The sequence below is a fragment of the Streptococcus parasanguinis genome, assembly GCF_009717775.1.
Taxonomy (GTDB): Bacteria; Bacillota; Bacilli; order Lactobacillales; family Streptococcaceae; genus Streptococcus; species Streptococcus parasanguinis_AG.
Window position 1 is genome coordinate 1 of record NZ_WMZF01000007.1, and the last position, 24,504, is coordinate 24,504.

26 protein-coding genes and 1 pseudogene are annotated in these 24,504 nt (G+C 39.7%); 8 read left to right on the top strand and 19 right to left on the bottom strand.

Annotation, left to right across the window (positions count from 1 at the left end; genetic code table 11):
• The coding region (locus GMC92_RS07995) for an ATP-binding cassette domain-containing protein (protein ID WP_155200123.1) at positions 1-1,185 on the top strand (1,185 nt) is incomplete at its 5' end.
• 887 nt (positions 1,186-2,072) lie between these two features.
• On the opposite strand, the gene GMC92_RS08005 is transcribed toward GMC92_RS07995, so the two are convergent.
• From GMC92_RS08005 to GMC92_RS08040, 8 genes are all read right to left on the bottom strand, one after another.
• Positions 2,073-2,684 carry a Fic/DOC family protein gene (locus GMC92_RS08005; RefSeq protein ID WP_155200124.1) on the bottom strand — a complete coding sequence of 204 codons (612 nt, stop codon included), beginning with the start codon at positions 2,682-2,684 and terminating at the stop codon, positions 2,073-2,075.
• Complete coding sequence (locus GMC92_RS08010; protein ID WP_014713950.1) at positions 2,677-2,865, bottom strand: hypothetical protein; 189 nt, start codon at positions 2,863-2,865, stop codon at positions 2,677-2,679. The genes GMC92_RS08005 and GMC92_RS08010 overlap by 8 nt, the downstream gene beginning before the upstream one ends.
• Before the next feature lie 483 nt (positions 2,866-3,348).
• On the bottom strand, positions 3,349-3,972 hold the full coding sequence (locus GMC92_RS08015) for a CPBP family intramembrane glutamic endopeptidase (RefSeq protein ID WP_155200125.1): 624 nt from the start codon (positions 3,970-3,972) through the stop codon (positions 3,349-3,351).
• Positions 3,973-3,988: 16 nt separating this feature from the next.
• Positions 3,989-4,237 (bottom strand): hypothetical protein, encoded by a 249-nt coding sequence (locus GMC92_RS08020; RefSeq protein ID WP_155200126.1) that lies wholly within the window; start codon positions 4,235-4,237, stop codon positions 3,989-3,991.
• 266 nt (positions 4,238-4,503) lie between these two features.
• Positions 4,504-5,886, bottom strand: coding sequence for a hypothetical protein (locus tag GMC92_RS08025; protein ID WP_155200127.1), 1,383 nt, complete (start codon positions 5,884-5,886; stop codon positions 4,504-4,506).
• Positions 5,887-6,435: 549 nt separating this feature from the next.
• Positions 6,436-6,960 (bottom strand): DUF924 family protein, encoded by a 525-nt coding sequence (locus GMC92_RS08030; protein WP_049471959.1) that lies wholly within the window; start codon positions 6,958-6,960, stop codon positions 6,436-6,438.
• Positions 6,961-6,963: 3 nt separating this feature from the next.
• Positions 6,964-7,812, bottom strand: a complete 849-nt coding sequence (larE, locus tag GMC92_RS08035) for an ATP-dependent sacrificial sulfur transferase LarE (RefSeq protein ID WP_155200128.1) — start codon at positions 7,810-7,812, stop codon at positions 6,964-6,966.
• Between the two features lies 1 nt (position 7,813).
• A complete protein-coding gene (locus GMC92_RS08040) occupies positions 7,814-8,479 on the bottom strand; it encodes a Crp/Fnr family transcriptional regulator (protein WP_070594487.1) in 666 nt (221 codons plus the stop codon).
• Positions 8,480-8,640: 161 nt separating this feature from the next.
• Between GMC92_RS08040 and larA the strand changes: the two genes are divergently transcribed.
• The 5 genes from larA to aao all read left to right on the top strand — a co-directional run bounded on the left by larA (position 8,641) and on the right by aao (position 14,097).
• Entirely contained in the window at positions 8,641-9,915 is a 1,275-nt protein-coding gene (gene larA / locus GMC92_RS08045; protein WP_049471958.1) for a nickel-dependent lactate racemase, read from the top strand.
• 8 nt (positions 9,916-9,923) lie between these two features.
• Positions 9,924-10,691 (top strand): nickel pincer cofactor biosynthesis protein LarB, encoded by a 768-nt coding sequence (gene larB / locus GMC92_RS08050; protein WP_023919185.1) that lies wholly within the window; start codon positions 9,924-9,926, stop codon positions 10,689-10,691.
• Positions 10,691-12,052, top strand: a complete 1,362-nt coding sequence (larC, locus tag GMC92_RS08055) for a nickel pincer cofactor biosynthesis protein LarC (protein WP_155200129.1) — start codon at positions 10,691-10,693, stop codon at positions 12,050-12,052. The genes larB and larC overlap by 1 nt, the downstream gene beginning before the upstream one ends.
• A gap of 20 nt (positions 12,053-12,072) precedes the next feature.
• Positions 12,073-12,786: a D/L-lactic acid transporter LarD gene (larD, locus tag GMC92_RS08060; RefSeq protein WP_024056458.1), complete on the top strand. Its 714-nt coding sequence runs from the start codon at positions 12,073-12,075 to the stop codon at positions 12,784-12,786.
• A gap of 138 nt (positions 12,787-12,924) precedes the next feature.
• Positions 12,925-14,097, top strand: a complete 1,173-nt coding sequence (gene aao / locus GMC92_RS08065) for an aminoacetone oxidase (RefSeq protein WP_155200130.1) — start codon at positions 12,925-12,927, stop codon at positions 14,095-14,097.
• Between the two features lie 34 nt (positions 14,098-14,131).
• On the opposite strand, the gene GMC92_RS08070 is transcribed toward aao, so the two are convergent.
• The 11 genes and pseudogenes from GMC92_RS08070 to tsaB all read right to left on the bottom strand — a co-directional run bounded on the left by GMC92_RS08070 (position 14,132) and on the right by tsaB (position 22,144).
• The gene (locus GMC92_RS08070) at positions 14,132-14,794 is read right to left on the bottom strand and encodes a hypothetical protein (protein WP_155200131.1); all 663 of its coding nucleotides are present in this window, start codon (positions 14,792-14,794) and stop codon (positions 14,132-14,134) included.
• A 97-nt stretch (positions 14,795-14,891) separates the two neighbouring features.
• The gene (locus GMC92_RS08075) at positions 14,892-15,218 is read right to left on the bottom strand and encodes an AzlD domain-containing protein (protein ID WP_173019413.1); all 327 of its coding nucleotides are present in this window, start codon (positions 15,216-15,218) and stop codon (positions 14,892-14,894) included.
• A complete protein-coding gene (locus GMC92_RS08080; protein ID WP_338324051.1) occupies positions 15,205-15,900 on the bottom strand; it encodes an AzlC family ABC transporter permease in 696 nt (231 codons plus the stop codon). Before GMC92_RS08080 ends, GMC92_RS08075 begins: the two co-directional genes overlap by 14 nt.
• A gap of 109 nt (positions 15,901-16,009) precedes the next feature.
• Positions 16,010-16,594: pseudogene (locus tag GMC92_RS08085) on the bottom strand (hypothetical protein).
• A 6-nt stretch (positions 16,595-16,600) separates the two neighbouring features.
• Positions 16,601-17,269 carry a DUF443 domain-containing protein gene (locus GMC92_RS08090; protein WP_155200132.1) on the bottom strand — a complete coding sequence of 223 codons (669 nt, stop codon included), beginning with the start codon at positions 17,267-17,269 and terminating at the stop codon, positions 16,601-16,603.
• Between the two features lie 94 nt (positions 17,270-17,363).
• Positions 17,364-18,281 (bottom strand): hypothetical protein, encoded by a 918-nt coding sequence (locus tag GMC92_RS08095; RefSeq protein WP_298614892.1) that lies wholly within the window; start codon positions 18,279-18,281, stop codon positions 17,364-17,366.
• 38 nt (positions 18,282-18,319) lie between these two features.
• Positions 18,320-18,865 (bottom strand): hypothetical protein, encoded by a 546-nt coding sequence (locus GMC92_RS08100; RefSeq protein WP_155200133.1) that lies wholly within the window; start codon positions 18,863-18,865, stop codon positions 18,320-18,322.
• Between the two features lie 51 nt (positions 18,866-18,916).
• A complete protein-coding gene (locus GMC92_RS08105; RefSeq protein WP_155200134.1) occupies positions 18,917-19,891 on the bottom strand; it encodes a hypothetical protein in 975 nt (324 codons plus the stop codon).
• A 135-nt stretch (positions 19,892-20,026) separates the two neighbouring features.
• Entirely contained in the window at positions 20,027-21,037 is a 1,011-nt protein-coding gene (gene tsaD, locus GMC92_RS08110) for a tRNA (adenosine(37)-N6)-threonylcarbamoyltransferase complex transferase subunit TsaD (RefSeq protein ID WP_155200135.1), read from the bottom strand.
• Positions 21,027-21,464: a ribosomal protein S18-alanine N-acetyltransferase gene (gene rimI, locus GMC92_RS08115; RefSeq protein WP_155200136.1), complete on the bottom strand. Its 438-nt coding sequence runs from the start codon at positions 21,462-21,464 to the stop codon at positions 21,027-21,029. Before rimI ends, tsaD begins: the two co-directional genes overlap by 11 nt.
• A complete protein-coding gene (gene tsaB / locus GMC92_RS08120) occupies positions 21,461-22,144 on the bottom strand; it encodes a tRNA (adenosine(37)-N6)-threonylcarbamoyltransferase complex dimerization subunit type 1 TsaB (protein WP_155200137.1) in 684 nt (227 codons plus the stop codon). Before tsaB ends, rimI begins: the two co-directional genes overlap by 4 nt.
• Positions 22,145-22,436: 292 nt before the next feature.
• Between tsaB and GMC92_RS08125 the strand changes: the two genes are divergently transcribed.
• Together GMC92_RS08125 and rnjA are read left to right on the top strand one after the other, a co-directional pair.
• Positions 22,437-22,667, top strand: a complete 231-nt coding sequence (locus GMC92_RS08125; protein ID WP_003008866.1) for a DNA-directed RNA polymerase subunit epsilon — start codon at positions 22,437-22,439, stop codon at positions 22,665-22,667.
• A 3-nt stretch (positions 22,668-22,670) separates the two neighbouring features.
• The gene (gene rnjA / locus GMC92_RS08130) at positions 22,671-24,353 is read left to right on the top strand and encodes a ribonuclease J1 (protein WP_003008868.1); all 1,683 of its coding nucleotides are present in this window, start codon (positions 22,671-22,673) and stop codon (positions 24,351-24,353) included.
• The last annotated feature ends 151 nt before the right edge of the window (positions 24,354-24,504 follow it).

Here is a 24,504-nt window from a genome sequence, read left to right on the forward strand (position 1 = left end):
GGATTTGGAGCGCTGATTACGGCGATCTATATCATTGCCCAAAATGTTTTATTGGGTTCTATCTTTGTTTTCTTCACAATCTTACGTCCCATTCCACAATTCTTAATGAATAATAAGCTAAAGAATTCAGGGGATGAAATGTCTCAGGGAAGAACAGCCGTTCATAACCAAATCTCTGATAGTATTCGAGGGGCTCAAACCTTGCGGATGAATCAAGCCTTGCCTGAAAATTCTCAGCGCGTCTGGAATATCAATCTTCGTTATCAACGAGCCATTCAAAAGTTTGCTTTTACCCATAACATTGTTTTCTTTTGTAATGGTTTCATGGTCTTTCTTAGCCAAGTACTCCCCTTGGTATTGGGGTTCTTCCTTGCCATGCATGGTCATCAAGTTTCAGTGGCTAGCCTGGTTGCAATGTATATTGCCGCTGGTCAACTGGTAGGTCCTCTACAAAATATCATGTATGATGTGGTTGAAGTACAAGGAGCCAAAACAACGGCAGAAAAGATTTTCGGAATTTTAAATCGAGCAGATGATAGTGAATCGGACAATCATTCAATCTCACAAGTAGAAGAACTAGAAATTTCTCATTTAAGTAAATCTTATAACGGTAGAGAGATTATACGCGATCTTAATCTAGCCATTCAACAAGGCGAAAAAGTCCTCATCAAAGGGCCAAGTGGCTGTGGGAAATCAACCCTCTTTCGAATGATCACAGGGGAAGAAAAGGCGGATGATGGGACGATTACTTGTCGGACAAGGGATGGAGCAAAAACAAGTTATTTTATTCGTCAGGTAGGTATCATCAGTCAGCATCCTTTCCTCTTTAATGATACTGTTCGCTACAATCTTAGTTTGGGACAAGAGTTTTCAGATCAAGAATTGGAGACTGTTTTGAGACAGGTCAAACTCGACCATGAACTAACTGATGGACTTGATTTTGTAATCACTAATAACGGAGAAAATATTTCAGGCGGACAACGAGTCCGGATTGAACTAGCCCGCTTCCTTCTTCGTAAAAAGGATATTTTATTAGCAGATGAGGTAACTGCAGCTCTTGACGTAGAAAATAGCCAGATGGTTCGAGACTTGATTTTCTCACTACCGATGATGGTGTTAGAAATCGCTCACCATATTGATTATGAAAGTCGATACGATCAAGTCATTGAACTAAGAAAAAATTGAATTATTTTCATGATAAGATAAAGTAGTGAGTACTCTCTCCAGTCGGAAACTTCCTCACTACTAATCTTAATATGTTTGTTAACTGTAGTGGGGGACGAAAATTTTAACAACAAGGAAGGATATGTTTGTCCTTTCTTTTTTGATGTCGGGGACATGAAAGCGTGCTTCTTAAAGTTTGAAAAGTTTCTAAATCTAAATTCTTGTTTGATCATTTTGTTAGTGGTTTAGGAGAACTGATTTCAAGAAGTTTATTAGACCAAAATAACTTGTTATTATCTTTTAGCCCATTAGGAGTATTGAATATTTTAAACCCTGTTTCAAAGAATATTTCGATAATTAGCTACACCATTCAACTACTTTTAACTGTTATTTATTCAATCGTAATTTTTTACATTGCTATTAAACTGTTTGAAAACAAAGAATTCTAAATCTATAAAAAAGTACAAAACAGTAACAATTCAAATGGTGTGAACTTTTTGGTAAAATCTAGCTCAATTCGTTTATTTTTAGGGTAAAATTCACACCATTCAATTGAAAGTTATTCAAATTAGATGAAATATTTCTTTCTTAAAAACATGGGGAAACATTGATATTAAGCATATATTGAAATTCATTCAAATACGAGGTGTTCAAACCAGGTCTCACAATTTGTAAGTAAAAGAACAAATAAAAAAGAGGAGCTTCATACTAAAGTTCCTCTGCTTTTAAATATCCGAATCATTATTCTTATTTCAAAAAAGGTAGTGAAAAAGGTAGTGATTCGGTTGATTTCTATTGCAATGTAGTGAAATTTAGAATTTCAAAAATCGCTTTAAATCAAGGTTTTTAACGTCTATTGACGTGTAGTGAACCCCTATTTCACCTCTGTAATTATCAAGTATTACAATCTATATTTCTTTTAATATTTTACCAAATAATTCTTCTAGCTTCCCTAAGTCTCCATAGACAGTTCCGTCCATATAAAGGTTGTAAACTTCATCATCTTGTTCCACTCGTATTTGTGCAGAATATCCTTTTGATAGTGCTAAGGAACGAATAACTTCTCGTTGAGTTCGTCCATTTCCTTCTCGAAAGGGATGGAAATAATTAAGATTATCAAGAATTTTTGCTAAATGTTTAATGATTTCATCTTTTGAGTTGGTAGTTTGATGATAGGAATGAATGAGATGATTTATATAAGTTTCAGCAGCATTAAACGACTGTATCGACATAAAAGGATTACCACTTTTAGAGATATTCACCTTGCGATATTGTCCTGACCAGGCATAAACATCCTGAAACAAATAGTTATGAATGGCTAAAATATTACTCATGGAATAGACTTCAATGGCTTTCAAGCGCAAGTCTGCAAGTCTTTTAGTAACGAATAAGTGTTCATTTCGATAGGCTTCTTCAATATTTGTAACATTTTGTTTATTGATTAAGACTGTGGAATTTGGATAGGTATATTGGTGATTGGGGTCAATGTACTCATATCCTTCGTATTGATTTTTAACCAATATTCAATTCCTTTCGTCTGTTGATAACATAAGTTTTTAAATCAATCACATCTTGAACAGTAGGTTCATAATTTTCAATCATTGATGACCCAATAGCATACCAGACAGTATCAAAATCCGAAAAGTTATCAAAGGGAATCCCTAAAATTGTTAATTCTTCTTTATTTACATCAAGAGTCATGGCACACCTCCTTATATAGAGTTATCCTTATTATACCATAAAATCGGTATTTTCACCTAAAGGATAGAGACCAAAAGATATATGTAAGCATATAGATTAATACTTACAGAACTAAAAATATTCCCCTGTTTTTAGTCCAACTGAAACCCATACTTTCCAAACCAGGTCTTAAGAAAAAAGGTAGAGAAAAAGGTAGAGTTTGAATTGAAATACAGTGCAATATATCGCATTTGGCAAAAAGAAAAAACGCTTGAAATCAGCGTTTTTCTTATGTATTGATTCGTATTGAACCCCTACTTCACTTCAGTTTGAAAAATATTATTTTAGAATCAATTTATAAGTTTAAATCAAATTTAATTATTAATCTATAAACATCCAATTAACAAAACAGCTCCTTAATCATAAAGACCAGGAGCTAAAAACTTAGCGATCAATAATACCGCAACATCTATTTTTACCAATTTAAAGTAAAATGGTCATTTATCAGAGTAGTGCTACAAGATTAAGTAAACCATGAAAAACTACAGAGCTTCGTAATCTACCCGTCCTTAAAAATAATAAAGAAGCTAAAATACCAAATACTAACCTATTAAGCAAATTAACTAAACTATAATCTATGGCGTGACTAAGAGCAAAGATTACAGAAGATAAAAATACTGCAATTATTATTTTAAGGGAATAACCTGACTTTACCTTTTCAAAAATATAACTCAACAAGATTTTACGAAATATAATCTCCTCGAGAAGAGGTGCTGCAAATACTATTAGTAATAAATTTAAAAAGTTCTCTCGTACAAGTTCTAAACCATATTCATTTAACTTTAAATTTATATTATTTTCAAAAAACAGACTGTTCAATCTGACCAACGCTAAATTTAAAAGAATCGCAAATATAATATATGCTGTCTCCAATAAAACACTAACAGGCAGCTTATTTTTTTTTATAGGTTCAATCTTTAAAGAATAATCAAGGGATACACTATAAAGAAAGATACTCGTTGCCACACCTACAATATACATATGAACAAAGTTAAAGTTAACCCAAGATACAGTATAGAGGAATAATATTAAAAGTAACTGACTTCCATGATTATATGACTTATTCATTTACGGTAGAACCTATTTATAACACAATTTCTTCTTCAATGTACTCAGCCATCGTTAAACTTGCACTTCCTCCTCCTCTTGAACAACAACAGCAATAAAGTCCAATATTAATATTGGTACCTCCACTATTATCGTTGTTCCCTCCCGAGTTACCTCCACGTTTTTTTGAACTTGTTGTAATACCGTAGGTAGATTTACCCTGATTATTCCCGTTTAAAGTAGAGCCAATAAAAATTGATGTAGGTTTATCTGGGGTTTTTGACATATAAAAATCTCCCCCTTTTTTTTGCTATTGTAATATAACTCCCACAGATTGTCAAGTGAAATTTTAATATAATTTAATAGTTTTCTTCGAATGGTTAAAGTCAGTGATAATGTTTTCGTATATACTATATTTTTCAAAGTCAATTAACCACCTCTACTACAAGGTAGATAAGTTGATATAACTTGATTTCCCTATACAAATCCAATCAACTTTAAAGAGTCATCTGTTCGGATGCCATTTACATTTATTTTATCAAATTTTAAATATCATTTACGGTTTCTGTAAATAAGCATACTAACCGACAAAATTATAGTAAGTAGAGCACTCATCAATAATATTATTTTACTTTTAGTAAATATATCTACAACTTGTAAAACAGAGACCAAACTAACGAAGAAAAGTATAATTTCCATAACTCTATTCTTCTGTGACTCATTAAATTGATTTCTATCCTTTAACAAATCGTATTCCTCCTGCTTAATTTTTTCTATATATTCATCATGCTTGAAATAAGAACTTTCTTTTAAATGATTAAATAAATCAAAAATAGCAATATGATTTATTCGATAGATATATAGAAAAGATCGTTTATAACCGTGAACCCACTCGTTAAATTTTATTAGTTGTTTATCATTTGAAAGTTGGAATTTTTCCAGCCCATCCATAATAGTCTCATCTAGACACACTAACTGAAAGAATGGAGTGGCTGAAGATAAAAAGAAACTGGCTTGTCTTAAAAAATTTGATTCAAATTTGTCAGAATCATCCTCACTCCATACTATATAATTTGCTCCTTTATTTATATAATTAATGCTACCTAAATTATAATAGTTGGTTAAATAGTTTTTTGATTTAATTTCTGAAGATACATTGTTAACACTATAGGGAGCATTTATCATCCATGTATACAGTTTTTTATTTTTTAAAAAATCCATTTTATTCATCTGCTTCATATTTGTAACAAAATGTAAATAAAATATACTCTCAGTTAACTTCAATCCTCCGTTTATGGAGGAAAGTTCTTTTTTTATATACTTCAATATATCATCAAGTTGATGTTTAGTATTTAAAGAATACTCTCTATCACTCTTTTCAAAATCAGGAAATATTTGCCATCTCATCATTGTAATCGGATGAAAAAAGTCAAATCTATAGAATGATGATCTTAAATCTTCAAATAATTCTATGACTATTGATCCGTTTTGAAAAACAGTGAGTGTCACAAAGAAAAAATGTAATTCTTCCTCACTATCCACTTCTATTAAAGGAGCAAAAATAAATTTAACAAATTGATTAGATTTAGAACTAAAAAGACAATTTTGTTTTCCTTTTTCTAATTTTACAAAATATAAATCTAGATAATTGTTAGTTTTCTCATCTATTTTGCTTTTTAACCGATTCAATTCTTTCGGAATTGTCCATGACTCGTATCTTTTTATAAAAAGGTCGTTTTCTTCCGTACCTATTAATTCCATAATTGTAGCAGGATGATTCTCAAATTTCTTAGTGATTATTTCTGTTAATTTGTTATTTTCTATTTTATATAAATCAGTACTAAGCATGTAAAAACAAGTTATTTTTACTTCTTCTATTTGTTTAGAAATCTCAGGAATTTTTTCAAAAGCAGTATTCTCTTTTATCTTCTGCATATTTTCTACCTTTTTTTATCTTATTTCATTAATTATATCAAAATATAATTCAATAAAATGATAATCAAACAAAAAGTTATGTAATATACAAAAACTAGTTTTTAAAAACTTAGAAAGATTCATTTTATAGACTCTGACTATATTACGTTCAATAATTTCTGAAATTGATTTATTATTATTTAGAATACTGAAAGTAATTACATAAAAGAGACCCTTAGGCCTCTTCTTCTCTCCTTCAAACACTCTGTCACTGTCCATTTACTGTCCAATATAGTGTAATACATCTAAAAATTGTTGATTTTATCGAATGCAAAATCGCTTAAAATCAGTATTTTGATAAATAACAAGACTTTAAGAATCTTAAATTAAGTCTTGCATATTCATCATAGTAATGACATTCCTTCCAACTTCTGAAATTTACAGTTCATTATACCATTTTTTAGACGCTTGGAAAAGCCTAGGTGAGGGAACTCTGACATCATGCCTGCTGTTTCAGGCAATTTCATGAAGAGAGAAAAGAGTTTTGAAATCTGTGGGCCTCATCTTCCCTTAAAAGCCAGAATGTTCTTTCAAATACTCCTCTTCTTCCTTGGTCGAAGGCCGTCCTAAGATGGCATTCCGATGTGGATAACGCCCAAATTGTTGAAGAATGTCCATGTGCATCTTCTCATACTTCAAACGCTTTTCTAAGCCCGGTTGATCAAATAGGCGCAGAGCTTCTTCATGAATGGTTAAAGATTCCGAATGCATAAAGGGCATGTAGAAAAAGCCTCTTTGTACAACTGGTAATTCTTGAGCTTGTGTTAGGCCTTCTTGGGCCAAGACCAAGGCCAGGGAATCTGTCGCAAAAGCTTGGGCAGTCCCTCGAAAAATATTGCGAGGAATTTGGTCCAAGAGCAAAATCTCTGCTAAACGCCCTTCTGCCGTAGCCCGCCAGTGAAACAATTCCCCACGACTGGCCTTCCAATAAAGTTCCTCAAAGCGCTCCCGCATTTCTTGATCCAGTGCTTCTGATTTTTTGAACCAATCCTCTGGCTTCAACTCTTCGAACCAGAACCTTATCACTTCCTTCATTGCTTAACCTGCCATAATTTTTTCTTTTGTTTTTTCATCCAATGCATCATTCATCCGGCCGTACTTATATCCAGCCAAATCCAAGGCTACATAGGTAAATCCGATTTTTTTCATGTAGTCATTGATCTTGTCATGCAGTTGGATGGCTTTAAGCAGGTGGTCTTTTTCCACTTCGATGCGCGCCAAGTCTCCATGCACACGCACACGGGCTTGCTCAAAGCCAAGTCCTACAAGGAACTCTTCCCCTTCAAAAACCCGTTGTACATTTTCTGAAGTGATTTTCACTCCGTATGGGAAGCGTGAGGCAACGCTACAAGATGGCACCTTATTCCAATTGGAGACCCCTCTTTCCTTGGCCAATTGACGAATTTCTGTCTTATAGAGGCCGGCTTCTTGCAAGACACTGCGGACACCCGCTTCGTCCCGAGCCTTGATACCAGGGCGAAAATCGTCGATATCATCCATAATATTGCCGTCCACCAATTGCTTAAAGCCCAGTTCTGTAACTGAATCCTTAATAGTTTGGTACATCAATTGTTTGGTGTAATACCAAATATTGGGCGTATTGGCAGCAATCCGTGGATCACTCAATTCTCTCATTTCCAGACCAAGCACAGGTGCTCCTAGCTGATCAGCCAAGTCGAGCGCTAGATCGAACTCTTCATTTGAAAACATCTCAGAGTTCACGACGGCCGCAATAACATTGTCAGGTCCCAAGGTATCTAAGGCCACCTTCAAGAGATAAGAACTGTCAATCCCACCTGAATAGGTAACGGCTACCTTTCCGATTTTTCGTAAAATATCTTGTAATTTTTCTTCTTTTTCTTTTCTGATTTGTGCTTCTGTTGCCATGTTAGAATGTTTCCCTTCCAATAAATTCTTCAATTCGTTCGATGTCCAAAATAACGATCTTTTGCTGTCGAATGTCTAAAACACCTTCTCGTTTTAATTCATTGAGAATGCGATTGACACTGTTTCGCGTCGAAATCCCACAAAAACCGGCAATATCTTCATTGGTAATGTTGAAATCAATCAAGATACCATCGTCCTGCTCTACCCCAAATAAGCTGCATAGCTTTTGTAGGTGAAAACAAACTGCGCCTTTTTTCCCATTCATCATCATGTACTGCTGGGATTCCATACTCTCAGACAGTTTATTGCGATAATAATCCCGTACGTAATCTTGCAGTTCCTTTTTTTCTTTGACAAAGGTCCAGAACTTGACCCGAGGAATCCGGTAAAAACTAGCCTCAGCTGTCTCGACGCGCACGTTAAAAGGCGAGTCCGTATAATTGGATACCTCATCCCGTAACAAGGATACAATATCAGTCGCTTTTAAATAGGAAAAGTTAAATTCTCGACCATCACGCATGATGACACTGGTCTTGACAACCCCTTCTTTTAAAATATAGATATAGTCCTCTTTAATCCCGCGATAAGAGAGGTAGCTGTGGTATTTTTTCTTGATAATAGGCGTTCGCCTCTCTTCCAAGAATTTCACTAAAAATGCTGAATCCACGCGCGTTTTTCCTCCTGTTTTGGCTCTTCATAGAAGTCACACTAATGATACACCTGTTCTTAAACAATATAGTTAACATTTGTTGACATCAATTGGTGCACACCTCTTTTTAAAAAGAATTATACTATAAGTATCAGTATTAATAAAGGAGATCGCAAATAATGGTAGAAATTAAATTACCGTACGACAAAAAATCGATTGTTGCAAAGATTCCAGATGAAAACTTTGCAGGATTGTTAGAGTCTAAGGCGGAAAACTTCCATAACCCACTGTCTGAAGAAGAAACTGTTGAACGTTCAATGGACAACCCTATCGGCAGCCCTACTTTGGAAGAACTTGCTAAAGGCAAAAAAGACATCGTGTTGATCAGTTCTGACCACACTCGTCCCGTTCCTTCTCACATCATCACTCCAATCATTTTGCGTCGTATTCGCTCAGTTAACCCTGATGCACGCGTGCGTATCTTGGTTGCTACTGGTTTCCACCGTCCTTCAACTCGTGAAGAATTGATCAATAAATACGGCCAAGAAATCGTTGACAATGAAGAAATCGTTATGCACATTTCAACAAACGACGATGACATGGTTAAAATTGGACAACTCCCTTCAGGTGGTGACTGTATCATCAACAAAATCGCTGCTGAAGCTGACTTGTTGATAGCAGAAGGATTCATCGAATCTCACTTCTTCGCTGGATTCTCAGGTGGACGTAAATCAGTCCTTCCAGGTATCGCATCATACAAAACTATCATGGCGAACCACTCAGGTGACTTCATCAATTCTGATAAGGCACGTACTGGTAACCTTGACCACAACCCAATCCACGAAGATATGCTTTACGCTGCTCGTACTGCAAACTTGGCCTTCATCGTCAACGTTGTATTGGACGGCGAAAAACACATCATCGGATCTTTCGCTGGGGACATGGTTGAAGCCCACAAAGTTGGTTGTGACTTCGTTGCAGACTTGGCACATGTGTCTAAGATCGAAAGCGACATCACAATTTCAACAAACGGTGGTTTCCCACTTGACCAAAACATCTACCAAGCTGTTAAAGGGATGACTGCAGCCGAAGCTTCTAACAAAGAAGGCGGAACAATCATCATGGTGGCTGGATGTGCAGATGGTCACGGTGGAGAAGGTTTCTATCGCAACCTTGCTGACGTAGAAGATCCAAAAGAATTCTTGGAACAAGCCATCAATACACCTCGTTTAGAGACTGTCCCAGACCAATGGACTTCTCAAATCTTGGCACGTATTTTGGTACACCACCATGTTATCTTTGTATCTGACCTTGTAGATCCTGAATTGATCAAAGGTATGCATATGGAACTTGCAACTTCATTTGACGAAGCGCTTGAAAAAGCCTTTGCTCGTGAAGGAAAAGATGCTAAAGTAACAGTTATCCGCGACGGACTTTCTGTCGTTGTTGAATAGAATCTACCATGGATTTTCAACCCAATCTAGAACAAACACTCCGTTCTTTGCAAGCAGGTCATCTCTCCGTTGAGGATGCGCTGGAGCAAATCAACGGGGTTAAAGAACTAGGGTATGCAGCAATTGATACTGACCGGCAACGTCGCAACGGCTTCCCTGAAGTCGTATACGGCGAAGGAAAGACAGTTGAGCAAATTGAAGGAATCCTGCAATTTCTTTCACAAAAAGAATTGCCGATCCTCACAACAAGAGTCTCTCTCCAAAAGGGAGAGGCTCTTTCTCAGCGCTTTCCGACTGGCCACTATTATCCAGAAGCCCGCTGCTTCGTTCTCAACTCTAAAAAGGAAGAAGCCGATCCTGAACACTACATTGCGGTCGTCACAGCAGGGACAAGTGATGTTCCTGTTGCAGAAGAAGCTGCAGTCACTGCAGAAACCTTTGGCCATTCGGTTCGCCGAATCTATGATGTGGGAGTCGCCGGCATCCATCGCCTCTTCAATCGCTTAGAAGAGATCCAAAAAGCCAGTGTGATCATCGTGATTGCTGGTATGGAAGGAGCTCTTGTCAGTGTCGTAGGAGGCCTTGTGGATGTCCCCGTTATTGCCGTTCCGACTAGTATTGGATACGGAAGCAACCTTCAAGGGCTAACGACCCTGATGAGTATGTTGACCTCTTGCGCTTCTGGCGTAACGGTCGTCAACATTGATAACGGATTTGGTGCAGCTTATTCAGCATGTATGATCAATCGACTCAACCACAATCGAAAGGAAAACTGATGACCAGTCTATTTTTAGAACCTTTTTCTGGAATAAGTGGCGATATGCTCAATGGTCTTCTTGTGGACCTTGGGGCAGATGTCGAGCTTCTTCACACAGAACTCGAGAAACTGGGAGTGGATGGTTTCCACCTCCACGTTCATCGCGTCGCAAAAAGCGCAATTTGGGGAACTGATTTCGATGTTCACCTTCACCACGGGGAGAAAGATACGGGGATTAAAGGTGATTTTGATCACGATCATGAACATCATCATGATCACGAACATCATCACGATCACGAACATCATCACGATCACGAACATCATCACGATCACGAACATCATCACGATCATGAACACCATCACGATCATGAACACCATCATCACCATTCCCACGCGGATGCTCGCAGTTATGCGGATATCCACGATCTGATTGCCGCTTCACAGTTGAGTCCTTTTGTGAAACAAAAAAGTCTTGAAGTCTTTCTTGATATCGCAAAGGCAGAAGCAGCTGTGCATAACATGCCTGTCGAACAGATTCATTTCCATGAAATTGGTGCAATTGACTCCATCGTCGACATCGTTAGCTTTTTCATCCTAGTGGAATCGCTCGGTATCGATACAGTTTACTCTACTCCTCTCACTGAGGGAAGTGGGACTATTTCAGTCGCCCATGGAGAAATGCCTGTTCCGGTTCCCGCTGTGATGCAGTTGAGAAAAGGAACGACTATTCCGATTACTCAAGACTTCACAGTTAAAACGGAGTTGATTACTCCGACAGGGTTAGCCCTCCTTAAAGCATTGTCCCCAATCTTTGAACCAATCCCCTCTCACCTTTCCATCGAAAGTGTGGGCTATGGATTTGGTAAAAGAGAGACTGGAAAATTCAATGCTTTACGCGGTTCGCTATTGAAAGAAGACGCCTCTCACAGCACCACTGTTGTTCATCGCACGGAAGATCAAATTATTGAGATCACCACTACGATTGATGATCAAACACCAGAGCAACTCGGTTATATTATCCACCGTTTCCTGGATACTGGAGCTTTAGATGTCTACTATCGTAGCGTCGTTATGAAAAAGAATCGCCCTGGCTTTGAGTTGATTCTCTTGATTCAAGGAAGTCAGTTGGAAGATTTTTCAGCCCTCTTGTTCAAAGAAACCAGTACCATTGGTTTTCGATACCAACAAGTCGACCGAAAGGTCATGCAACGTCGATTTGAACAAATCGATACAGAATTTGGACCCGTTACGGTAAAAATTAACCAGTACGGATCTACCACTAAAAAAACACTTGAATACGAAGACTGTCAGCGTATTGCTACGGAGATGCAGTTGCCGATTCAAGAAGTTTATCACCAATTACAAAAATACATTTATTAATTTAGGAGACATTAATTAACATGACACATCAATTACTTGCAGAAGTTATGAGTACAGCTTTGATGATTATCTTCGGGGTTGGCGTACACTGTGACGACGTTTTGAAGAAAACAAAATATGCTGGAACTGGACACTTATTCGCGATCACTACATGGGCATTCGGTATCACTGTCTGCTTGTTCGTCTTTGGCGGCGTTTCAATGAACCCTGCTATGGCTTTGTTGAAAGTCCTTCTTGGTAAATTGACAATCGCTCAATTCTTCCCAATTGCAATCGCTGAAATGATCGGTGCCTTCCTTGGAGCTTTGATTGCTTACTTTATGTATGCTGACCACTTCAAGATTTCTGAAGGTCAAATTGATGGTGTTGCTATCCGTAACATCTTCTCAACTAACCCTAACTGCCGTAACCTTCCACGTAACTACTTCGTCGAAGCGTTCGCAACATTTATCTTCTTGACATCTATCATGGCTGCTGAACATGCCAACGAAGCAATGCTTCCATTCACTGTTGGTTTGATCGTTTGGGCTATCGGTATGGGTCTTGGTGGTACTACAGGTTTCGCGATGAACCAAGCGCGTGACCTTGGACCTCGTTTCGCTTACCAAATCTTGCCAATCAAAGATAAAGTAAACAACGACTGGCAATATGGTCTTCTTGTACCAGGTACTGCTCCATTTGTTGGTGCTGTCCTTGCCTTCTTCTTCATCCGTTACTTCCTTGGAATCATGTAATGAGTTGATCGAAGAATCATTCAAAAGCAAGCATCGAAGGGTGCTTGTTTTTTTGATTCCTTCGTTTTCCGAAGCCGTCCATAAAATGATATAATGGACAAAGCAAATCATGAAAGAAACAAAAGAAGGAAGAACGACATGACTCATTTTCACACCATTGTCATCGGCGGTGGCCCAGCAGGTATGATGGCGACCATTGCCAGCGCCTCTTATGGCCAACCTACGCTACTGATCGAAAAAAATAAAAAGCTGGGTAAGAAACTTGCAGGTACCGGAGGGGGGCGCTGTAATGTCACAAACAACGGGACCTTAGACGATTTGATGGCCGGTATCCCTGGAAATGGCCGTTTCCTTTACAGTGTGTTTTCCCAATTTGATAATCATGATATCATCCAATTTTTTACCGATAATGGCGTCAAGTTAAAAGTCGAAGACCATGGCCGGGTCTTTCCTGTTAGTGATCAATCTCGCACCATTATTCAAGCCTTAGAAAATAAGATTCTTGAGCTTAGTGCTAGCATTGCCACCAACTGTGAAGTGGTCTCTGTCACCAAGCCAGAAGACGTCTTCATCGTCAAATCAGCTGAAAACACTTGGACAGCTGATAAGCTGATCGTTACGACTGGAGGCAAATCCTACCCTTCTACCGGCTCTACTGGCTACGGACACGAAATTGCCCGTCACTTCAAACATAACATTACGGATCTAGAAGCGGCAGAAAGCCCTCTTTTGACAGATTTCCCACACAAGGCCCTCCAAGGCATCTCTCTGACAGATGTGACCCTCAGCTACGGCAAACACATCATCACACACGACCTTCTCTTTACCCATTTTGGACTTTCTGGCCCTGCAGCCCTTCGGATGTCCAGCTTTGTTAAAGGCGGCGAAATCTTATCTCTGGACCTCCTTCCGACTACCTCTTCTCAAGAGTTAAAAGACTTTCTAAAAGAGCATCGAGAAAAGGCGATTAAAAATAGCCTCAAAGCCCTGCTTCCTGAACGATTAGCTGATTTCTTGGCGCAAGGATTCCCTGAAAAAGCCAAGCAACTCACTCCTCCTCAGACAGAAGAGCTCATCCAAAAGATCAAAGAGCTACCTATCCCCGTCACTGGGAAGATGTCACTAGCTAAGTCCTTTGTGACCAAGGGTGGTGTCAGCCTTAAAGAAATCAATCCTAAAACCCTAGAAAGTAAGCTCGTTCCTGGGCTCCACTTTGCAGGAGAAGTCCTCGATATCAATGCCCATACAGGCGGTTTTAATATCACATCCGCCCTCTGCACCGGTTGGGTAGCAGGGAGCCCTCATTACTAAAAAACGAACTCGATTTTCCATCGAGTTCGTCTTTTTATTGTTCTTTGGTTAATGAAAAACGGAAATCATTGTATTTGGTGTAGTCAAATTCTGTATTGACAGGCGCTGTGAAAACAATCGGGGTATAGTGTCCTTCTTCTAAGACAAAACCTGGCTCCAGTCGGAAGTTGGCTACACCTAGCCCTGTGATCCCAGGAAGCAAGGCATCAGCTCCATCCAATCCTTCTGACTCCCAATAGTAGATATTGCCTGTTGCTTGGACGGCTCTTGCTGTATAGGTCGCTGTCCGAGTCGGTTCGCTATCATTTTTGAAGCTAACCACTGTTGTCACATTTCCATTGGCATCCACTGTCATTTTAATCGCATCTGCTTGTGGGCTAGATCCTACCCAAGTTCCCACCAATTCTGCAGGGACAGTAGCTTGCGTCGGAGTAGATTCATTCTCAGTCTTACCAGAGTCTTTTGAAGCTGTCGCGCTACTTGCTTGAGTCGAAGAGCTAGCTGTATCGTTTGCCTGAGAGGAAGATGTTGCACTCTTTTTGCTATTAGTTTTGGCTTTTTTCTCTACCTTGCTGGTAGATGCTTTTGCGGATGAGGATGCTGTCTTTTTATCCTTTGCACCACAACCACCGAGAGCTAGACCAAGTGAAGCAGCCACCAGAACAGCGGCACTCCAACGGAAGATTGATTTTTTCATACGATTACCTCTTTATCTTTCTGACTCCCATTATACCTCAATTATTACAAAAATCAAGTATTTTTGTAATAATTGTAATATTTTTGTAATTTTTTACCTAGAATGCCAACCGTAACAGGGCAATCAAGACAATTCCAAACAAGACGGTTCCCATAAGATTTTTGTAACGAAAGGCTACAAAGAGACTGGGAATGGTCACTACTAGGTCCAACCAGTGAAACTGCGGGAGGCTTCCAATTTTTCCATCTACTAAGCTTGATAAAACCAAGGCAAAGATAATGGAAATGGGCAGGTATTTGAGAAAGCGGGTTACAGGAGCCGGCAGTCCCTTGTATTTGACTAAGAGGAAGGGCAAGATCCGAGGAATCCAGGTAACGAGGGCTGAGGCCAGAATGGCCATGAAGATATAACTATTCACGCGCATCACAGACCATCCCCACAAAACAGCCGATCAAGGTCGCAGCTAGCACTGCTAGCGGTTGCGAAACAAAAAAGAGTAAGAGAAAGAAACTCACTGCTACTGCTAATAGCACCAAGAGCATGGTCTTGGTCTTTTCTGTCAGTTGCATTCCTTGAAACTGGGCTGCAAAAATCCCAATAAACATAGCCACTAAAGCAAAATCAAGTCCAAAAGCCTTTGGATCAGGTAGGAGAGATCCTAGAGCTGTTCCGATAACCGTCGCACTGATCCAGGCCACATAGCCTACTAGATTGTTCCCATGCATCCAAGGAACTGTAATGGTATCCGTCTTTAACTTCTCGCTCAAGTAGACCCCATAACTCTCATCAGTCAGGAGGCTTCCAATCCCAATGGTGTGAGCGAGACTAGCATCCTTAAAGTCAGACGACGTATGCAGACTCATCAACATATTACGGAGATTGATCAAACACACCGTCAAGGCCATATTCAATATCGAAGAATGAGCCGCAATCAGAGAGATCATCGCAAACTGGGCCGCCCCAGCATAGACCAATACACTCATCAAGGCCATCTCCAAAGGAGAAAGATAGGGAGACGCCACCACACCACAAGCCAGGCCAATACTGATATAGCCCAAAGCCGTCGGTAGCGCGTCCCTCACCCCCTGCCAAAAATCTTTTTCCACTCTCTCACTCCTTTCTAAATCATTGACCTCTATTATAACACAAGAAAAAAGGTTGAAAAAGGAGATCTGGTATAGAAAGGATAACCCCTCATTATACTCCTATCTCTACCTACTTATTTACTTTTAAATCTGATATCTCTAATGACATCTTTTCTTCTTGTGTCATGGTCTCGACAATTTGTTTTTGCTCGCTTGATATTGGCAAGGTCAAAATCGTAGCAGATTGATCCGGCAATGCTCCACTGTCACTAATTTTATAGCCAATCCGTTGATGTTGATATATGAATTACCCATCATATTTCCAATTCAATGAAAACTCAAAATCCTTATCAATTTGAAATCCAGCTTTGTTAATCAATAGAAAAACAGCATATTCTTGTTGATTTGATGAAAAAGTTGCTCCAGTAAAGTTGATCGATAGGCTTCCTTGATTTCCAAGTTCTGGATGTTCCTTGGTTAATTTCTTCCCTAATTCAATTACATTTGATTCTTTTCCTTCATACTGTGGTCCCACCACAAACTGCAAGCCTTTTTCATTTTTAACAGTTGAAGACTCTTTTGAGATCTGCTCCGTTTTGCTTGGCGAAGAATCTTTTGATTCCTGTCGAGACTGGGCGCATGCTGTTAATGATAGAAGCGCTACAATCAAAACGATCGTTTTTTTCATCGTTTCTACTCTTTTTTTCTTATCCATTCAATTCTAATTACTTTTTTCAATGATTATCTCTTCTACACTATCAAGCCTTAAATTCCCTGTTTTAGCTCCTAAAAGAACTGGAACTTTACCAAATTCAAAGGTCAATAGAAAAGCCGTAAGAATACCGCCTATCACCAAAAAGATCCCCTCTTGTCCATTATTGTTGAATAAATACATGGCTAAACAGGCCAGTAAGACAACATTTAATAGATGGGCATCAAAAATTTGCTTTCTTTCTGGTATCGGCTTGAAAGTCACCCTGTATCTCTTAGTCGCTGTAGGAAATAGATTCTTAACTTTTTTACGAGCCTTTGCTATAGAAAATCGAAAGAACGCAAAAGATATAAGCATGGCAACCATGAATAAGACCATCTTTAGAAAAATTTGCTGACTAATATCATACTCACTGAATAGATTTTGTAAGAGTCTATAAACCACTCCAACAAATGGCTGGACTATAATGGCTGCTGTCCCTCCTTTTATTTTATTGATGGGTGTGCCTGGAATTGTAACCTTTTTATCTACTTCCATCATCTCAACAGTGATCTCTTCCGTTGGCAACCCCCAATAATAGAGCTTGGGCTTCATAGTACTAGCATCCAAAATAAAATGTTTACCATCGTATTCTACCAATTGGTGACAGAAAATACTTGTTTCTTTATATTCTAACATTCTACTTACTTCCTATATGCTTTCAACATAGCATCCTGGACGGTACCAACCTGATCAAATCCAACTTTCTTCTCCTAATGTTCCAGATGAAGCTTTACTCAGCCAATTCACCACCTTTTCCATTGTAGTATTGTTTAAACTCATCATAAGAACGAATTTCATGTTCTTGACCATCTATTGAGTACCGAGCTTCAATTTTTACACCAGGTAAGGTGTCCTGTCCTTTAGGTGCAAACCAATGAAGAAGAGTATCAAACCATTCCTTACTACTTAACAACTGTAATCTAGGTTCAATCCAGTACTTACCACTCAACATTTTCTCTTTGAACTCCGGATAATGTACAAATAAATTGATATTTGTATTTACATTCTTAGCCTGTTTCTGAAATTTAAATCCTGCTTGAAGGTCAAAACCGGTATTCTTATCGATTAATTCCATTAAATTTGTATAGTCTATAATTTTTTCCTTAACTGCACTGCCCTCTGGGATGGCATACTTGCTATAGTATTTCTGTTCATCCAACTTGTAATAAATATTTTTCCCATCTCCAATATTACGTTCCATTGCACTACGAGACACATAATATCCCATATCCACAACACTCACTCCGCTATTAACGTTTATTTGATAATCATAAATAAAGGCTTTTGGTGCTGTCTTTCGAATCTCATCTAAAGCATTTACGGTTGTTTCTTTAAATTGATTGTCAATCTCGTAATATCGGAATCCGACATACTCCCATTTTATTCTGTCATCGGTTTTTACATAGTCAAAACCAACCAGATACTTCCCATCAACCAAGGTCAGATCCTTACTCAAAACAAATTGATTTTTCTCACCAAATAGCTGAACATCCTTGAGATTCCCTTCATGAATGACTTTTGTTGAGCTAGGTCCCTTTTCGATAGGATTTTTCTTAGTCTCTGAAGGTTTAAAATAGAATACTAAACCGACTACAATAATTGCTAGACAAACCAGTTTCAAACTTAAAAATTTTTTCAATACATTCACCTACTTTTTCAAAGGCCTCATGCCCATCAGAGATTTCCTTAATTACCGTTTTCCACTTCTTGAGATATGATCTCTATCATATCGGGCCATTTGGATAATTGGTAATCAAATTTGAACATAAACATCACTATAAAACTAATCATCAAAAAGAGTGCTGCAATGGTTTCATTTCCGATAACAAACAAAAGAATAGCGGCTACAGTTAGGCACCTAAAAAGATTGACCAGAAATGTAAAGTACACCTTCCTTCTCTTTAATGCCTTGATTAACTTCTTGCACTGATCCTCATCCAACTTAGATGTCTGTAATTTCAGGCTTGCATGGTAATATCGAATGATCCAAGCAGCAAGAAAGTAGGAGATAACACCTAAAATCGGAATCGTTCCAAGTCGTACCAACTGATTGTCAAATATTCCAGCTTCCGCTAATCCATCCGAAATTTTGTTGATAATAAATAATGTAATAGGGAGCAGTACATAAGACCAGTAGTTAGGAGAAGATGTCTCTTCTAGTAAGATTTTTTCCTCCCAATCAAAATGGTAATTCTTGTTCTCCCATATCCCTAAATTAATCATTGTTTGCATAACAACCTCTTTTTCACTCTCCTTGTATGTTTTCTAAAAATTCTCTCAGTATCAATATGAAAAAGATTTACCGTTATAATACTGTTGAATCTCGTCGAACTGAGAGATTTTCGTATCCTTATTTTCTATACTCAGTTCTTTAGGCAGATAGGCATAATCGTACACAGAGGAACCTAATGTAAGAAATTCTGATTCAAGATCTATCAGTTCTTTTCCATTCGTAATGGCACCATTCTCAGAATTGATCACTTTATACGCAAAACCTTCTTGTTTTGAAAAGAGTTTAAAAGCAGACGGATAGGATGCTTTTAAATTGATATTACCTTTGTAAGATTCATCCTTCCAAAAACCATTATCAAAGGGATAAACTCCATCAGCGTAGCCTTTACGGATAGAAATGGAGAGATACACTCTATTCTTCTCATTTAATTCTTCTTCCGTTGTTTCTTTATCAATTTTAAGGGTTTTAAGATTAAGCAAGAAATAACGTGGCTGAGTTCGCTTCATAATTTTAATGATAGCGTAGTCATTCCCATTCATTTTTCGAAGAGTCGGGAAAGGACCATAGAGCACAAAATCATCATTTTTTACATACTCCACCATCATCTTCCAAAGATCAACTTCCTTTCGTTTCGCCTTACTCCCTGTTAAATCATAGATTTCTAAATGGGCGTATTCATCTGACTTCATTTTTTTCGATGGAATAATATCTCTTACTCTGTTTCTTTGCCTAACCAAATAATTAGAGTTCACCCTAACCCAATCTGATGAATCGGGAGACTTCAAAGATTTCTTCCGTTCTTTTTCATCAAACTTCCATTCTACCACAAGCCCATTTTTAGCATGGATAAATCGAAAGTCTTTAATGTCGGATTTCGCATTATAGACTGAAAATTCATAGGACTCTTTACTCTTATCACTTTTTTCAATTTTCTTTTGCGATTCGCATCCTGCAACCAGTAGCAAACAGACCGCAAAGACAAGCATCGTACCAATTCTATATTTAGAGCTCTTCTCTTTCTTCATATCTATTCTCTCCCTCACCAATCTTTCATTCCTTCTATCATACCGAATTTTCTTTCGACTCGCAAATCCGCTACTAGTTGGTGAGATCCCAGCAAAAAAGCCATTGGAATCGCACATCCAATTGGCTCTTTTTTCTTATTCAATTCCTTCAAAAGCTAGACTTGGTTTGGCATTAAGATCCCAGCCTGCGAAGTTTTCTTTGTTCCACTCACTGACACTGGCATAGGCGATCATCCCTGCATTGTCCCCGCAGAGGCGCAGTGGTGGAATGATGACCTTGACATCGGTGATGTCAGAAGCCAGGCGTTCACGGAGACCTTGGTTGGCTGCGACCCCACCAGCAACGACTAGGGTTTTGACCGGATATTTCTCCAAAGCCTTCTTGGTCTTAGCCATGAGAATGTCTAATACGGCAGCCTGAAAGCTTGCTGACAGGTCTGCGTTTGAGAGACTTTCTCCTTTTTGCTGCGCATTATGGTGCAGATTGATAAAGGCCGATTTGAGCCCTGAAAAAGAGAATTCCAGATTGTCTTCCTTGATCATGGCCCGTGGGAAATCGTAGATATCAGCCCCTTGGTGGGCTAGTTGATCAATTTCACGTCCTGCTGGATAGGTCAAGCCCATCACGCGCCCGACCTTGTCATAAGCCTCTCCGACAGCATCATCACGGGTCTCTCCGACGATCTTATAATCACCCGCTTCACTGACGTAGACTAGTTCTGTATGTCCTCCACTCACCAGCAAGGCCAAAAGTGGAAATTCTAAGGGCTCGACGCTTTGAGCGGCCATCAAGTGCCCTGCCATATGATTGACAGGAATCAAAGGAAGTCCATGCGCCCAGGCAAAGGCCTTGGCTGCTGCTAGGCCGACCAAGAGAGCTCCAACCAGGCCTGGACCGTAGGTGACAGCTACAGCTGTGACATCGGCTTCTGTGATGCCAGCTTCTTCCAGGGCTTCTTCAATACAAGCGGTGATGACTTCCACATGGTGACGAGAGGCTACCTCAGGCACCACCCCACCAAAACGCTTGTGACTTTCGATTTGACTGGCAATGACATTGGACAAGAGTTGGTCGTCATTTTTCAAGACAGCCACACTGGTCTCATCACAAGATGTCTCAAAAGCCAAAATATATCTATCTTTCATTTGGGTTCCTCTTCATGATCACAGCATCCTCTATGGGATCGTGATAGTAGTTTTTCCTCCGTGCAATTTCTTCAAAATGCATTTTTTTGTATAGGCCTTGGGCCGGTTGATTGGACACGCGCACTTCTAAGAAAATCTCTTTTTGGTCCGGCAACTGCGCGAGTAACTGCTGAGCTAGGCCTTGGCCTTGAAAGGCGCGCTTGACCGCAATCTGTAAGACCTCTGCTTCATAAAGAGTCTCTTGAATGGCAACAAACCCAAGGACTTGTCCTTCATCCACAGCTAGGAAATAGAAAATCGATTCCTGCTCTAAATCAGCTTGGATCTGCTCCAACTTCCAGGGATTAGCTTCATAGACATCTTCCATGACAGCGAGAATAGCAGCCGCATCTTGGCTACTCCCGTTCCTGATTGTTCCTTTCATCATAGGCGCTTGATGTAAGAGGTCGTTGTTTCTGTGTGGTCTTTGAGCCAATTTTCCTCTGCTTCGACCCGTTTGAGATAATGAGGGACAAAATCATGGAGGCTGGCAGGCGCTTGTTTGAGACCGAGACGTCCGATTTTCACTGCATCTGGCAAGGTTTCATAGTAAGTAGCACTTGGCAGACTAGAGGCGATCTGCTCCTTAAAGGCCGTGACTTCTCCGACAAAGGTGACCTGCTCACTCGTCGCTGCACGTTCTATAACTTCCTCAAATGGAAAATGCCCTTCTGGTGCAACCAGCTGATCTTCTTGGTAAAAACCTACATAGACGTTGTTTCGACGGGCATCCATGACAGGCACTACCAAACCTTCTAGATCATCTGGCACTAGAGCTAAGAGGCTAGAAACCCCGACCAATTCAATCCCTAAGGTATGAGCCAAGGTCTTTGCGGTTGCGACCGCAATGCGCAGCCCAGTGTAGCTCCCAGGCCCTTCTGCCACCACGATGCGATCCAAGTCCTTGGGTGTCAAGTCGATTTGTTGCATCAAAAAATCGATGACCGGCATCAAGGTGATACTATGATTTTTTTTAATAGTTAATGTTGTTTCTGCAAGTAGAGCCTCATCTTCTAAAATCGCTACAGAAAGAGCCTTACTCGAGGTATCAAATGCTAATAATTTCATTTCCTACTCCTCTTGAACTGGATTATATTATACTACAAATTCCCTTCAAATCCCAGCGAAACTCTCCTCTAGAGCGCAGAATTTTCCTATCCAAAACCGCTCAAAAACTTCTCTATTATAGGTCTTTGCCTCTCTGACTTTTCCAGTCTATCTTTTACTTACAGGCGAATTTATGATATAATGATAATTAATTGTATCGAATCAGGTCCACTAGTTGCGAGTAGGAAACTCTAGTGATTGCACTCCTTCGCAGCTAACAAATAGACCGAAATAATGAAAGGAAAATTACTTCATGATTTACAAAGTTTTTTATCAGGAAACAAAAGACCGCAACCCTCGTCGTGAAACCACGCATGCACTTTATCTCGATATTGATGCACCGAATGAGCGCGAAGGACGCATCCAAGCTCGTCAATTGGTTGAAGCAAACACAGATTTCAACATTGAATTTATCACACCACTTTCTGAGCAACACCTTGCTTACGAGAAAGAGTCAGGTGCTTTTGAACTAACGGAGTACTAATCCATGGCTTATACCTTAAAACCTGAAGAAGTTGGTGTATTTGCCATTGGTGGACTTGGAGAAATCGGGAAAAATACCTACGGGATCGAATACCAAGATGAAATCATCATTGTCGATGCCGGGATCAAATTTCCAGAAGATGACCTCCTTGGGATCGACTATGTAATCCCGGATTACTCTTATATCGTTGACAATATCGATCGCGTCAAAGCGGTCCTCATTACCCACGGGCACGAAGACCACATCGGTGGGATTCCCTTTCTTTTGAAGCAAGCCAATGTCCCTATCTACGCTGGACCTTTGGCGCTTGCCTTGATCCGTGGAAAATTAGAAGAGCACGGCCTTCTTCGTGATGCCAAACTCTACGAAATCAACCAAAACACTGAGCTTCAATTTAAAAATCTTAAAGCAACCTTCTTCCGTACGACTCACTCGATTCCAGAACCTTTAGGGATTGTGATTCACACCCCTCAAGGAAAGATTGTTTGTACCGGAGACTTCAAATTTGACTTCACACCTGTTGGGGAACCGGCTGACCTCCATCGTATGGCGGCCCTTGGGGAAGAAGGCGTTCTCTGCCTGCTCTCGGACTCAACTAACGCGGAAGTCCCAACCTTTACCAACTCTGAAAAAGTAGTTGGCCAATCCATCATGAAGATCATTGAAGGCATCCACGGGCGCATCATCTTTGCTTCCTTTGCTTCGAATATCTTCCGTCTCCAACAAGCAGCTGAGGCAGCTGTCAAGACCGGCCGCAAGATCGTCGTCTTTGGACGCTCGATGGAAAAAGCCATCGTCAATGGAATCGAGCTTGGCTATATCAAGGTCCCTGCTGGAACCATTATCGAGCCAAATGAGATCAAAGACTATGCGGCCAATGAAATCCTGATCATGTGTACAGGAAGCCAAGGAGAGCCAATGGCAGCCCTCTCTCGGATTGCCAACGGAACGCACCGCCAAGTACAACTCCAACCAGGAGATACCGTGATCTTCTCTTCTAGTCCGATTCCTGGTAATACAACCAGTGTGAATAAATTGATCAATACTATTTCAGAAGCGGGTGTCGATGTCATCCACGGGAAGATCAACAACATCCATACTTCTGGACACGGGGGGCAACAAGAACAAAAACTTATGCTCCGCTTGATCAAACCAAAATACTTCATGCCTGTCCATGGTGAATACCGAATGCAGAAGATCCACGCAGGACTTGCGCGTGATTGCGGAGTTGAAAAAGACAATATCTTCATCATGAGTAATGGTGATGTCCTCGCTCTAACAGCCAACTCTGCTCGGATCGCAGGAAGCTTCAATGCTCAAGACATCTATGTCGATGGAAATCGTATCGGTGAAATCGGGGCTGCTGTCCTTCGTGACCGGAGAGACCTTTCCGAAGACGGTGTCGTGCTTGCTGTTGCGACTGTTGACTTCAAATCGAAGATGATCCTGGCTGGACCAGACATCTTGAGCCGTGGTTTCATCTACATGCGTGAATCAGGAGATCTGATTCGTGAAAGCCAACGCATTCTCTTCAATGCTATTCGTATCGCCTTGAAGAACAAAGATGCCAATATCCAAACCGTCAATGGTGCGATTGTCAATGCCCTTCGTCCATTCTTATACGAGAGCACGGAACGTGAACCTATCATTATTCCTATGATTCTCACACCAGATGACGAAAATTAACAAAACAACCAGTTGAGACTATTGTTTCAACTGGTTTTATAGTAACCTTATGAAGATCAAAAAGAGAGTGGCACAGAAATCGGTCATTCGTTAGAATTCGATTTCGTCGTCCCACCTCCGCACAATTGAGTAGGGCTGTAAAAGCTGATGA